General features: G+C 35.3%; 9 protein-coding genes and 2 tRNA genes. 3 read left to right on the top strand and 8 right to left on the bottom strand.

All coding sequences use genetic code 11. The features are described 5' to 3' along the window. Positions 1 to 29: 29 nt before the first annotated feature. Both guaB and trpS read right to left on the bottom strand, forming a co-directional pair. Positions 30 to 1,508 carry an IMP dehydrogenase gene (gene guaB / locus M1F63_RS00140; RefSeq protein ID WP_000073416.1) on the bottom strand — a complete coding sequence of 493 codons (1,479 nt, stop codon included), beginning with the start codon at positions 1,506 to 1,508 and terminating at the stop codon, positions 30 to 32. 162 nt (positions 1,509 to 1,670) lie between these two features. After that, positions 1,671 to 2,696: a tryptophan--tRNA ligase gene (gene trpS / locus M1F63_RS00135; RefSeq protein WP_247921127.1), complete on the bottom strand. Its 1,026-nt coding sequence runs from the start codon at positions 2,694 to 2,696 to the stop codon at positions 1,671 to 1,673. Between the two features lie 195 nt (positions 2,697 to 2,891). On the opposite strand from trpS, the gene M1F63_RS00130 reads away from it, so the two are divergent. Together M1F63_RS00130 and M1F63_RS00125 are read left to right on the top strand one after the other, a co-directional pair. After that, positions 2,892 to 4,514, top strand: coding sequence for an ATP-binding cassette domain-containing protein (locus M1F63_RS00130; protein ID WP_247940437.1), 1,623 nt, complete (start codon positions 2,892 to 2,894; stop codon positions 4,512 to 4,514). A gap of 61 nt (positions 4,515 to 4,575) precedes the next feature. Beyond that, positions 4,576 to 7,128: a YfhO family protein gene (locus M1F63_RS00125; RefSeq protein ID WP_247940436.1), complete on the top strand. Its 2,553-nt coding sequence runs from the start codon at positions 4,576 to 4,578 to the stop codon at positions 7,126 to 7,128. A gap of 21 nt (positions 7,129 to 7,149) precedes the next feature. On the opposite strand, the gene M1F63_RS00120 is transcribed toward M1F63_RS00125, so the two are convergent. Further along, positions 7,150 to 9,804 carry a YhgE/Pip domain-containing protein gene (locus M1F63_RS00120; protein ID WP_247940435.1) on the bottom strand — a complete coding sequence of 885 codons (2,655 nt, stop codon included), beginning with the start codon at positions 9,802 to 9,804 and terminating at the stop codon, positions 7,150 to 7,152. 128 nt (positions 9,805 to 9,932) lie between these two features. On the opposite strand from M1F63_RS00120, the gene M1F63_RS00115 reads away from it, so the two are divergent. Next, entirely contained in the window at positions 9,933 to 10,475 is a 543-nt protein-coding gene (locus M1F63_RS00115) for a TetR/AcrR family transcriptional regulator (RefSeq protein WP_000665080.1), read from the top strand. Between the two features lie 37 nt (positions 10,476 to 10,512). Here the strand turns inward: M1F63_RS00115 and M1F63_RS00110 are convergent. From M1F63_RS00110 to comC, 5 genes are all read right to left on the bottom strand, one after another. Beyond that, positions 10,513 to 10,586: transfer RNA gene (locus M1F63_RS00110), tRNA-Asn, on the bottom strand. A 5-nt stretch (positions 10,587 to 10,591) separates the two neighbouring features. After that, positions 10,592 to 10,663 (bottom strand) — tRNA-Glu (locus tag M1F63_RS00105). Between the two features lie 51 nt (positions 10,664 to 10,714). After that, complete coding sequence (gene comE, locus M1F63_RS00100; RefSeq protein WP_000866079.1) at positions 10,715 to 11,467, bottom strand: competence system response regulator transcription factor ComE; 753 nt, start codon at positions 11,465 to 11,467, stop codon at positions 10,715 to 10,717. Then, on the bottom strand, positions 11,464 to 12,783 hold the full coding sequence (comD, locus tag M1F63_RS00095; RefSeq protein ID WP_247940434.1) for a GHKL domain-containing protein: 1,320 nt from the start codon (positions 12,781 to 12,783) through the stop codon (positions 11,464 to 11,466). Before comD ends, comE begins: the two co-directional genes overlap by 4 nt. Positions 12,784 to 12,803: 20 nt before the next feature. Next, positions 12,804 to 12,929: a competence-stimulating peptide ComC gene (gene comC / locus M1F63_RS00090; protein ID WP_000799678.1), complete on the bottom strand. Its 126-nt coding sequence runs from the start codon at positions 12,927 to 12,929 to the stop codon at positions 12,804 to 12,806. Positions 12,930 to 12,959 lie beyond the last annotated feature (30 nt).

Raw genomic sequence — 12,959 nt, 5'->3', positions numbered from 1 at the left:
CCTGAAAATCAGGAGTTCTTTTTTACTACTTACATAGAGTAGTTTGGTGCCTCATTAGTGATTTGTACATCATGAGGATGGCTTTCTTTTAGACCAGCTCCAGACATTTCAATAAATTGAGCGTTGTCGTGTAATTCTTTAAGGTTAGCTGCACCACAGTAACCCATACCAGAGCGAATACCACCAATCATTTGGAAGACAATATCAGCTGCTGCTCCTTTATAGGCAACACGACCTTCAATTCCTTCTGGAACAAGTTTGTTTGCTTCATTGACAGAACCTTGGAAGTAACGGTCACTTGAACCTTTCTTCATTGCAGCGATTGATCCCATACCACGGTAAGTCTTAAACTTACGTCCTTGGAAGATTTCCGTTTCACCTGGCGCTTCGTCTGTTCCAGCAAACATTGATCCAAGCATAACTGCATTACCACCTGCAGCAAGGGCTTTTACAATATCTCCAGAGTACTTGATTCCACCATCAGCAATGATTGTTTTACCATATTCACGCGCAACTGCTGCTGCATCATAGATTGCTGTCACTTGTGGGACACCAACCCCTGCAATCACACGAGTGGTACAGATAGAACCTGGTCCAATACCAACTTTGACAACATCTACACCTGCATCATAAAGAGCACGCGCACCTTCTGCAGTGGCAATATTACCCGCAATCAAAGTGCGGTCTGGGAAGTGAGCACGAATTTCAGCAATTTTACGTAGAACACCTGCAGAATGACCATGTGCAGTATCAATAACAATTGCATCCGCTCCTGCTTCAAAAAGGGCTTCGGCACGTTCAAATGTATCTGAAGTGACACCCACCGCTCCAGCAACTAGAAGACGACCAAACTCATCTTTTGCAGCATTTGGAAACTCAATAACTTTTTCAATATCTTTAATAGTAATCAAGCCAGAAAGACGACCTTCTTCATCAACCAAAGGAAGTTTTTCAATACGGTGTTCTTGAAGAATGCTCTCAGCTGTTGCAAGGTCTGTACCAACAGGAGCAGTAACAAGATTTTCACTGGTCATATGGTTTGAGATTGGCTGATTATAATCTGAAATAAAGCGAAGATCTCGGTTTGTTAGAATACCAACCAATTTACGATTTTCAAGTGTCTCCACAACTGGAACACCACTGATACGGTAACGTCCCATCAGTTCATCTGCTTCAGCAATCGTGTGTTCTGGAGTCAAGAAGAATGGATCAATAATAACACCATTTTCAGAACGTTTTACCTTGCGAACTTCATCTGCTTGTTGCGCAATAGACATGTTTTTATGGATTACTCCAAGACCACCCGCACGGGCAATGGCAATAGCCATTTGACTTTCTGTGACTGTATCCATGGCGGCTGTTATAATTGGGATATTTAAAGTCAGATTATCTGCCAATTTTGTTGTTAAATCTGCATCATTAGGCAACACATGACTTTCTGCTGGAATGAGCAATACATCATCAAAGGTAAAACCTTTTTTTAAAAATTTAGTATCCCAATTAGACATTGAAGTTTCCTCTTTTCTTTCTTTTTGAGCTTGACTCTTTTTGTATTGTATCTATCATACCATTCTATGAAAATTTGTCAATTATATTTATGGTAGAAATCATAAAAAAACTATCCCTGTGATCCTATGGAAGAGATAGTTTTACGATTCATATTTTATCTATTATTTAAAGTAATTTAGTCCCATTGCTCCCTTAACCTCAGATAGGGTTTGACCTGCGACTTCACGCGCTTTCTCACTACCTTTTTGAAGCATATTGTACACTTCTCCCATGTCCTTAGCAAATTCGATACGACGCTCACGAATAGGACCAAGTTCGCGTTCTAATATTTCAAGTAGATAACGTTTCGTCTTTACATCACCAAGACCACCACGTTGATAATGTTCTTTCATATCTGCAATGTCTTGAGCATCTTCTGGACGACCAAAAACATCTAGATAATGGAAAACCATGTTTCCTTCAATCTTACCTGGATCCTCAACCCGAATATGGTCTGGATCAGTATACATGCTCATGACTTTTTTACGCAACGTATCCGCATCATCTGCTAGATAAATACCATTATTCAGGGATTTAGACATTTTAGCATTTCCATCTAAACCAGGCAAACGCCCTGCTCTCTCATTTTCTGGATAAATACCTTCCGGTTCCACCAAGACATCACAGTTATATGCGTTGTTAAAAGAACGAACAATCTCGCGAGTTTGCTCAATCATTGGTTTCTGATCTGTTCCAACAGGAACATAATTCGCCTTGAAGGCAGTAATATCTGCTGCTTGCGCAATTGGATAAACCAAAAATCCTGTCGGAATACTTTCTCCAAACCCTTTTTGAGCAATCTCTGTTTTTACTGTCGGATTCCGTTCCAAACGAGCTAGTGATACCAAATTCATATAGTACATAGACAGCTCAGCCAACTCTGGAATCTGGCTTTGAATAAAGATAGTTGATTTACTTGGATCCAATCCAACTGCTAAATAATCCAAGGCAACATTCCCAATCGATTCTACAATCGTTTGAGGGTCTTTAGCGTGATCTGTCAATGCTTGTTGGTCCGCCAAAAAAACAAACATCTCATACTTGTCTTCTTCCTGCAGTAATACTCTATTTTTAAGACTCCCAACATAATGTCCAATATGCAGTTTTCCTGTTGGGCGATCTCCTGTTAAAATAATGGGTTTCGTCATTTTTTTCTCCTTCGAAATGGTCTCTTCAATTATAGCATTTTTTTGTTAAAATAACAGGAAATTATTTAAATCAAACAACTAACTTATTGTAAACAAACCTGTATACTTAATTGACACAAAATTGACAAACAAAAATTTGAATATTTCTCTCTTTTCTAGTAGAATAAATATATTACATATTATAGGAGAAAAACATTGCTTACAGTATCTGATGTTTCACTACGTTTTAGTGATCGCAAACTTTTTGATGATGTCAATATCAAATTTACAGAAGGAAATACATACGGATTAATTGGTGCTAATGGTGCTGGGAAGTCTACATTCTTAAAAATCTTAGCTGGTGATATCGAGCCAACAACTGGTCACATCTCTCTTGGTCCAGATGAACGTCTCTCTGTTCTCCGTCAAAATCATTTTGACTATGAAGACGAGCGAGTTATTGATGTCGTCATTATGGGAAATGAAAAACTTTACAACATCATGAAAGAAAAAGATGCCATTTACATGAAGGAAGATTTTTCCGATGAAGATGGTGTTCGTGCAGCCGAACTCGAAGGTGAATTTGCTGAACTTGGAGGTTGGGAGGCAGAAAGTGAAGCATCTCAATTACTTCAAAACCTAAACATTCCAGAAGAATTGCACTATCAAAACATGAGCGAATTGGCCAATGGTGAAAAAGTGAAGGTTCTCCTTGCTAAAGCACTTTTTGGCAAACCAGACGTTCTTCTCTTGGACGAGCCGACCAACGGGTTGGACATCCAATCTATTACTTGGCTAGAAGACTTCTTGATTGACTTTGATAATACCGTTATCGTAGTATCCCACGACCGTCACTTCTTAAACAAAGTGTGTACTCATATGGCCGACCTTGACTTTGGAAAAATCAAACTCTATGTCGGAAACTACGACTTCTGGAAGGAATCTTCTGAGCTTGCTGCTAAATTGCTAGCAGACCGTAATGCCAAGGCAGAAGAAAAAATTAAGCAATTGCAAGAATTCGTTGCTCGCTTCTCTGCCAACGCTTCTAAGTCAAAACAAGCAACGTCTCGTAAAAAAATGCTTGACAAGATTGAATTAGAAGAAATTGTTCCTTCTAGTCGTAAATACCCATTTATCAACTTTAAAGCAGAACGTGAGATTGGTAATGATCTCTTGATAGTAGAAAATTTAACTGTAAAGATTGATGGCGAAACTATCCTAGACAATATTAGTTTCATCTTGCGTCCAGGTGATAAGACAGCTCTTATTGGACAAAATGACATCCAAACGACTGCATTAATTCGTGCAATTATGGGTGACATCGACTATGAAGGAACTGTCAAGTGGGGAGTTACTACTAGCCGTTCTTACTTGCCAAAAGACAACTCGGCTGATTTTGCAGGAGGAGAGTCAATCCTTGACTGGTTGCGTCAATTTGCAAGTAAAGAAGAAGATGACAATACCTTCCTACGTGGTTTCCTTGGTCGTATGCTCTTTTCTGGAGATGAGGTTAACAAACCTGTAAACGTCTTGTCAGGGGGAGAAAAAGTACGTGTCATGCTTTCAAAACTCATGCTCTTGAAATCAAATGTCCTTGTACTTGATGATCCAACAAATCACTTGGACTTGGAATCTATCTCAAGCTTGAACGATGGATTGAAAAACTTTAAAGAATCAATCATCTTTGCCAGTCATGACCATGAGTTTATCCAAACTTTGGCAAACCATATCATTGTTTTGTCTAAGAATGGCGTCATTGATCGTATCGATGAAACCTATGATGAATTCCTAGAAAATGCAGAAGTACAAGCAAAAGTTAAAGAACTTTGGAAAGATTAAATAAGACTTCAAAACTCAGTTGGGGTAACCAACTGAGTTTTCTATCATTCTACGAGGTAACATGAAATCATTTTTTAAAACATATTGGACCTATTTTGTTTCTTTCATCATTCCTTTAGTAATTATGACTGGAGTATACCTAACTCAAGGTATCTACTGGAATAGCGATTCATCTCCACTATTAGGAGACGGTTTCCATCAATACGTTATTTTTGATGTAGCTTTACGAAATATTCTGCATGGAAATGGCAGTTTGTTTTACACCTTTACAAGTGGCCTCGGACTGAATTTCTATGCTCTATCTAGTTATTACCTGGGTAGTTTTCTTTCACCCCTGGTTTACTTTTTTAATCTGTCGAATATGCCAGATGCTGTCTATCTAACCACTCTCTTAAAATTTGGATTGATTGGTCTGTCAACCTTCTTTAGTCTAAATAGATTATTTAAAGATATCCCAAAATTTTTAAAACTTGCCTTATCTACTTCCTATGCTTTAATGAGCTTCACTGTCAGTCAGTTAGAGATTAAAACCTGGCTAGATGTTTTTATCTTGATTCCTTTAATTATAACTGGTTTACACCTACTTATAACACAAAAGAAGCGCCTACTATACTTTACAAGTTTGTCAATCTTATTTATTCAAAATTATTATTTTGGGTATATGACAGCATTGTTTCTTATTTTCTGGTATCTCTGCCAAATTTCTTGGGACTTTAAAACTCGAAAATCATCTTTTCTTGATTTTGTTGTTACCTCATTTTTAGCTGGAATGACTAGTTTGATTATGACTCTTCCTACACTGTTTGATTTACAAACTCACGGTGAGAAGTTGACTACCATCACAAAATTAAAGACAGATAGTAGCTGGTATCTGGATATTTTCGCAAAACAATTCATTGGATCTTTTGATACAACTAAATATGGATCTATACCAATGATTTTTGTTGGACTGCTCCCTTTTATTTTGACCATTCTATTTTTCACAATAAAATCCATAAGGTTTCACGTGAAACTTATCTATGCAATTTTCTTTACTTTTTTAATAACAAGCTTTTACATAGAAGCACTTGATTTATTTTGGCAAGGGATGCATACCCCAAATATGTTTTTGCATCGCTATGCTTGGATTTTTTCCACTCTGTTAATTTATACTGCAGCAGAAGTCTTAAATCGTCTGAAAGAACTGAAGCTATGGAATCTATTTGTCTCACTTTTTCTTGTACTAACAGGATTTTTGGCTACTGTCTATTTTAAATCACACTATTCTTTTCTAACAGATTTGAATATCCTACTCACTCTTGAATTTCTACTAGTTTATGCTCTTTTACTTCTTGCAGTCATTAGAAAGTTTATCTCTGTAAATCTATTTGCAATTCTTTTGTCTTTATTTATAACAGCTGAGATAAGCTTAAATGCTTCATCTCAAATGGAAGGAATAGCTAAAGAATGGGCCTTTGCTTCTCGTAGCGCCTATAATAGAGATATCACTGCTATGGAATCCGTTCTAAACCAAATTGACAATCCATTTACACGTACTGAAAAACTGCAAATTCAGACTGGGAATGACAGTATGAAATTTAACTACAATGGAATCTCTCAATTTTCGTCTGTACGAAATCGTTCAGCTAGCACTAGTTTGGATAAACTGGGATTCAAATCCTCTGGAACCAACCTCAATCTCCGTTATGCAAATAACAGTCTTTTAGCAGACAGTTTATTTGGAATCCAGTACAATATTTCTGAAACTTCACTTGATAAGTATGGCTTTCAAGAGATTTATCAAAAGGATCATTTAACCTTATATAAAAATCAACTCTCTTTACCCATTGCCTTTGCCACTCAATCTATTTACACAGATGTAAACTTTAACAATCACACTCTAGATAATCAGGCTTTATTTATAAACCAGCTTGCTAATCTCAACTTAGATTACTTCTCCCAAATAGCATATGATAAAACAGATACTTCAGATGGTTTAACGAGCATCACAGGTTCTGCTAATGAAGATGCAAAGATTGATTATCAAATTGAGGTTCCTCAAAATAGTCAAGTCTATCTCTCTTTTTCAAATCTTCATTTTACAAACGATAAGCAAAAGAAAGTTGACATCATTGTCAATGGAGAAAAGAAGACTTTTACAACTGACAATGCATTTAATTTCTTTAATTTGGGTTATACTGAAGAACAAAAAACTTTCAATATCAGTGTTAGTTTCCCTGGAAATTCTCAGGTGTCATTTGAATCTCCAACCTTCTATCGTTTAGATACTCAGGCCCTAACTGAAGCAATCCAAAAAATTAAAGAACAACCTGTAGAAGTATCCACCTCTAAAAATAAAGTCTTTGCTACATATGAAGTCAAACAAGATACCTCTATTTTCTTCACTATTCCTTATGACAAAGGTTGGTCTGCATACCAGGATGGGAAAAAACTTGAAATCAAGCAGGCTCAAACTGGTTTTATGAAAGTTGATGTTCCAAAGGGAAAAGGCACCATTACACTTTCCTTTATCCCCAACGGTTTTGTTATTGGAGCAGCTTGTTCACTAACTGCCCTTCTTCTTTTTGGAATCTATAATCACAGACGAAATTTATCTAAGACAGAAAAAGATTGACCAATTTCTTGGCCAATCTTTTTAATCTTCTTCCATTTTCTTAGGTTGATAAGCTAGCATACCTAAAGCAGTAAAGAAAGCTAGAGTTATAATAAGGAAAATCACTTGATGATGAATATTTCCTGTCATAGAGATTGTTTGTCGTAAGCCTGATACAGAATAACTCATTGGTAACCAAGGATTGACACCTTTGAAGAAATCATTTGTCAAAGCAAGGGGATAGGTCCCTGCACTTGATGCTAACTGTAATAAAAGTAAAATAAGAGAGAAGAAAGCTCCAATACGGCTATTCCAAGTTGTTAAAGCTGTCACCATAGACATGAAAACTAAACTTGTGATTATAATTAGAATCAAGGTCCTCATCTCATGGTTCGCAGTCAATCCAATAAGATGGACACCTCCATAAACTAAAACACCTGCTAAGACAGCTATAATCCCATTTATTTCAGAACGAGACTTCAACCAAGCCCAACGGCTCTCTGGATGACGTCCAGAAGGCAACTTAGCAAAAATCATATTGGTAGATATAGCAGCAACAAAAAGAGCAACTGATATCATATAAGGAGCCATGGCAATCCCATTCACAGGAACTTGGTCATTGTCTGTTTTTGAGAGAACTAGAGGTTCAGATAATGTTTCTGCATTTTTAGATTCTGTCGAAGCTGATTTGAGTTGATTATTAGCATTGCCTAATCCTTGTACTAATGAATCAACTCCTGTTTGTAAATCTTCAAGACTAGAGGTTAAAGTTGTTCCACCATCTGCTAGTTTTCCAGCACCATCTGCAATCTTCATAGCGCCACTTCCTAGTTGGGATGCTGCAGAAAGTAACTGTGTTGATTTGTCTGTTAATTGACCAGAGCCAAATTGTAATGTAGTAATACCTGCTATCAGCTCTGGACTCTTATTATTCAATTGAGCAGAACCAGATGACAAACTTTCTATACCTGATACTAATTCTGGAGCTTTTCCAGCTAATGCATCTACTCCAACTGTCAAGGTTGATGTATTTTCTGTCAACTTACTTGATCCAGAAACTAATTTATCTAGACTAGTTGTTAAACTTGTATTCTTTTCACTTAGTTGATTAGCACCAATAGAAATAGTATCTAGTCCTTTAGTATAGTTTACAACACCTTTTTCAATTGACTGACTTCCAGGAACTAACTGATTATTTACAGAAGTTTGTAATGTTGTAAATCCATTTGACAAGGTTGTCAAGGAGCTAGATGCTGCAGGTAAGAGTTGATTTGCCTTCGTCTGTACATCAGATAGATTAGTTACTTGTTGTTCTGAATTCTCTATACTTTCTTTTAATCCCCCTACTGTCGTTAAAATTGTTTTTGCTGACTCAATAGTAGAATTAGAATTTTTAGAAATAGCTTCTGTCAGTTCTTTCTTTTGTTCCTCTGTAAGAGATTGATAAGTAGCTGTTGATTGAAGGTTAGCAATAGTTTTCTCTTGTTCTGTCTGACTTTTTGTCACAATATCCTGAGCAAGAGTTGTTAGATTTGGCAAAGCTTCTGACAATGTACTTTTCAGTTGAGTATTATCTGATATTTTAAGAGCTTGTAGTGTTTTATTTAGTTCTCCTAAGCTTGTTGCCAATTGCGCTATTTCTTCACTTTGTTGAGATGAGGACTCTAATTGACTTGAAATTTCTTTAATACCAGTATTTAATTGCTCCATTCCATCTCTTAGTGTATCTGATTGATTGGATAATTGACTTGTTCCGTTAGAAAGTTCTTTCACACTACTTGTATAAGCATTTACACCAACTGAAAATTGATTGAGACCTGTATCCAGTTGTGAAACGCCACCTGTATAGGACTTTATACCTGTATTTAGCTGATTTACACCTGTCACCAACTCAGGAGTTTTTGAAGCTAATTGACCAAGTCCAGTGTCAACTTGTGAGACAGCATTTGTATAACTTTGTAAACCACTATTAAAAGTTCCTAAACCAATATGTAATTGCTCTATAGCAGACACATAGCTAGATAAGCCTTTTGTAAATTGATCCGCTCCATTTGAAAAAGTTACAGTTGAATTAGCTAGAGTATTAAGATTTGTCGTCAACGTTTGACTTCCCGTCACCAACTGATCGGCTCCATTAGCCAATTGTTCACTTCCTTCAGCTGCCTTATTTATTCCAGATTTCAAATCATTCATTTTTTGAAATAAAGCCTTAGTGTATGTTTCCGTAACATTAGTAGAGACAGTTTGTTTTAATTGTGTCATTGCAGAATCACTCATCTTACTTGCAATAAAGCTATGCCCACTTGACGTCTGATAATCAATCTGCATCTGTTCAGGATGATTCGTTAGGATAGAAGTAGCTTTTTCAGATAAGTCACTTGGTAAAGTCACTACCATGTAGTAGTCACCATCTTCTAGCCCTTTTTCCCCTTCCTCTTCATTAACAAAGTGAAAATCTAAAGCCTTATTTTCTTTTAAATTAGACACCATGTCTTCACCAATTGTCATAGTCTGTCCATTATAAGAAGCTTCCTTATCTTTATTGACAACTGCCACAGGTAACTCCGATACTTGACCATATGGATCCCACATGGACGATAAAAATATAATGTTGTATAAAGCTGGAATGAGAGAAATCCCTATCATTACAATGATAAAGGTCGGTTTTTTAAAAATTTCTTTCCATTCTTTAAACATATTTCCTCCTTTTTTAAACATATTGTCTAAATTTTTGATATAATAGATTATACATTAAAAAATCTAAATTACAAGATAAAAAATACTTTTTTAGACATATAGTCTATTTTTGTGTACGAGGAGAAATTATGAAAGAAAGTAACAAACGTTTAAAAACAAAACGAATTATCGAAAATGCCATGGTTCAATTATTGATGGACCAGCCCTTTGATCAAATTTCTACTGTCAAGTTAGCAGAAAAAGCCGGAATTAGTCGTTCCAGCTTTTACACTCACTACAAGGATAAGTATGATATGATTGAACTCTACCAAAGTAAGCTATTTCATACCTTTGAGTATATTTTCCAAAAACATGCTCATCACAAAAGAGATGCTATTTTAGAAGTGTTTGAATATTTAGAGTCTGAACCACTATTAGCTGCTCTCTTGTCTGAAAATGGAACAAAAGAAATCCAAAATTTCTTGAGAAATAAGCTTCACATTATGCTTAGCACCGACCTTCAGAAACGCTTTATGAAACTACAACTCACTCCAATAGAATTAGAATACAGCAGTATTTATCTAACAAATGCCCTATTTGGTGTTTGCCAGACTTGGATTGCTCACGGAAAAAAAGAAAGTCCGCAAGAAATGACTGACTTCCTTATGAAAATGTTAGGTGATGTCAACTAAAAGAAAAAGAACACCAATGGTGTTCTTTTTTATCTGACTCCGCCAGTAGGACTCGAACCTACGACATCATGATTAACAGTCATGCGCTACTACCAACTGAGCTATGGCGGATAAAATAGTCCGTACGGGATTCGAACCCGTGTTACCGCCGTGAAAAGGCGGTGTCTTAACCCCTTGACCAACGGACCATCTATCTGTAGCAGATATAACCATTATATCAATTTCTTACTAATTGTCAATCACTTTTTAGATTTTTTCTCTAGAATATCTTTTAGTTTGCGGACTTTTAAACGAGTAATTGGACAACGATGATCTTCATAAAAGACAACTTCTAAATTCTTTCGATCAATTTCTCTCACATTTCCCACATTGACAAGGAAAGATTTATGGGAGCAATAAAATCGCTGGGTATGTTTGTCCTTTTCCTGAATATCTGTCATAGTTCCATAGAATTCTTTTGCAAAATTCTTACCAATAATCCGAAGTTTATGAGAAACTCCTGTCGTTTCGATATACAAAATGTCATGGTAAGGAATTTTCAAATCATTTCCTTTATAGTTGTAATCAAAATAGTCTACAACATCTTCGTTTTCAAGCAGCATGCTCTTAGTGTAAAAAATACTCTGCTCGATGCGTTTTTTGAACAATTCATCATTGATATCTTTATCAACAAAATCTAGGGCTGATACCTGGTATTTGTACGTTAAGGTAGCAAATTCAGATCGACTAGTAATAAAGACAATAATAGCATAAGGATTGTGATGACGGATAAATTGAGCCACTTCAAAGCCTTTTTTCTCGATTCCATGAATATCGATATCTAGGAAATAAAGCTGGTTTACTTCATCATTTTCGATATATTCCTTAAACTCACGAACTTTTCCTGTTGTCTTATATGAAATAGGAATATTCGATTCTTCCGAGATTTCATTTAATATTCTCTCTAGTCTCACTTGATGTTCAATAACATCTTCTAAAATTAATACTTTCATTCGAACTCCCTCTTAAATCTAATAATTTGTCTAAATGTGTTGTCTTCCATCTCTGTTTCTAAGATAATGTTGTCATACTTATCTAAAATCTCTTTGACATTATTAAGTCCTAGACCTCTATTTCTTCCCTTGGTAGAGAAACCTAAGGCAAATAGGTCTTCTGAAGGCGTCATAGTTATTTTGCATGAATTCTGGATAACTATAACTGTTTCAAAATCCATTTTAATGACTGCAACTTCCATTTGTTTCAAGTAACTATCTGTGGCACCTTCGACAGCATTATTTAATAGAATGCTCATGATGCGAACAAGATCAAGTAAATCCATTGACAATCTAGTAATAACATCTTTTACTTCCAATGTAAACTCTACATCATTATTTCGTGCATAGACAATCGATTGAGCAATTAAACTTCGTAAAGCCGAATCTTCTATGTTGTTTAAATCAAAGTAAGTATATTTGTCTGACCTCAATTTCTGATTTGCTTTTACTAAGACCTCGTTGTAAATCCTGTCAATTTCGTGTAAATCTCCGCTGTCAATCGCCATTTGCATGCTGACAAGCATCCCTGCATAGTCATGACGAAAACCTCGAATCTCATTATACAAACCCACAATCTCATCTGTATAAGTTTGTAAATACTTTTGTTCAAATTTCTTCTGCTTTAGGGCAATCTCTTTTTCAATTTGAACCTTATAAGAATTCATTGCAAAGAAAACTAATAGCAGACAGATAAAAACAATGGTTGATAAAATACTTCCAAAACTATTTAAGTGATGAGTTGTACTTACTATATCTGAAATAAACAATAAGATATGCAAACCAAAGAAAGCAACTATTACTTTTTTTAAAAAAGGATACAGATAATCTTTATCAAAATATTTAATATCCAGATGAAAATAACGAATTATTATTAGAATAGAAAAATAAGTCATCAACAATACTACTAAAAGAAATGTACTTTTATAGTGTAATACTACTTCATCTCCTGTTATAGAAGATAAGGTTACGGATATAAAAGTATGAGTACTGTGATATAATAAAGACAGTAGTAAACTAATAAAAATAGCTTTGTATTTTTCAGACTTCTTTAACTTTCTTAAATAAAGGTACACAACCAAAGGAAATAAAAATTTAGACAAAGCAAAACTATTAGAAAATACTAGTGTAATAATTTCTTCAAGTATAAAAACTGAGATACATGTGTAACAGAAAAAAACAATTTGTTCTTTTCTATTTATTTTACAAATCCATTCATAACTTTTGCTAATGATGAGAAAATAAAAAATAGCTATCCCTAATCCAAATAAATCCATTACTCTCTACCTTTATTTCATTACTTTCTTCTTGGAAAAATAAGATTACGAATTGTTTCTGAAATTCTCCAATCTCCACCTCGAATCTCCTGCAATTCTGCCTCTGTTACCTCTTTAAATTGTTCCAACTTTACTGTATTTTTCATAATGAAATCTCCTGTATTATTTTTTCTTGT

The organism is Streptococcus oralis (genome assembly GCF_023109155.1).
Lineage (GTDB): Bacteria > Bacillota > Bacilli > Lactobacillales > Streptococcaceae > Streptococcus > Streptococcus oralis_BZ.
This window is presented reverse-complemented; position numbering and strand designations above follow the sequence as displayed.

Bases quoted from the DNA above. Each gene is read 5' to 3' on its own strand.
- guaB (WP_000073416.1), bottom strand. From the start codon at position 1,508: ATGTCTAATTGGGATACTAAATTTTTAAAAAAAGGTTTTACCTTTGAT.
- trpS (WP_247921127.1), bottom strand. From the start codon at position 2,696: ATGACGAAACCCATTATTTTAACAGGAGATCGCCCAACAGGAAAACTG.
- M1F63_RS00125 (WP_247940436.1), top strand. From the start codon at position 4,576: ATGAAATCATTTTTTAAAACATATTGGACCTATTTTGTTTCTTTCATC.
- M1F63_RS00120 (WP_247940435.1), bottom strand. From the start codon at position 9,804: ATGTTTAAAGAATGGAAAGAAATTTTTAAAAAACCGACCTTTATCATT.
- M1F63_RS00115 (WP_000665080.1), top strand. From the start codon at position 9,933: ATGAAAGAAAGTAACAAACGTTTAAAAACAAAACGAATTATCGAAAAT.
- comE (WP_000866079.1), bottom strand. From the start codon at position 11,467: ATGAAAGTATTAATTTTAGAAGATGTTATTGAACATCAAGTGAGACTA.
- comD (WP_247940434.1), bottom strand. From the start codon at position 12,783: ATGGATTTATTTGGATTAGGGATAGCTATTTTTTATTTTCTCATCATT.
- comC (WP_000799678.1), bottom strand. From the start codon at position 12,929: ATGAAAAATACAGTAAAGTTGGAACAATTTAAAGAGGTAACAGAGGCA.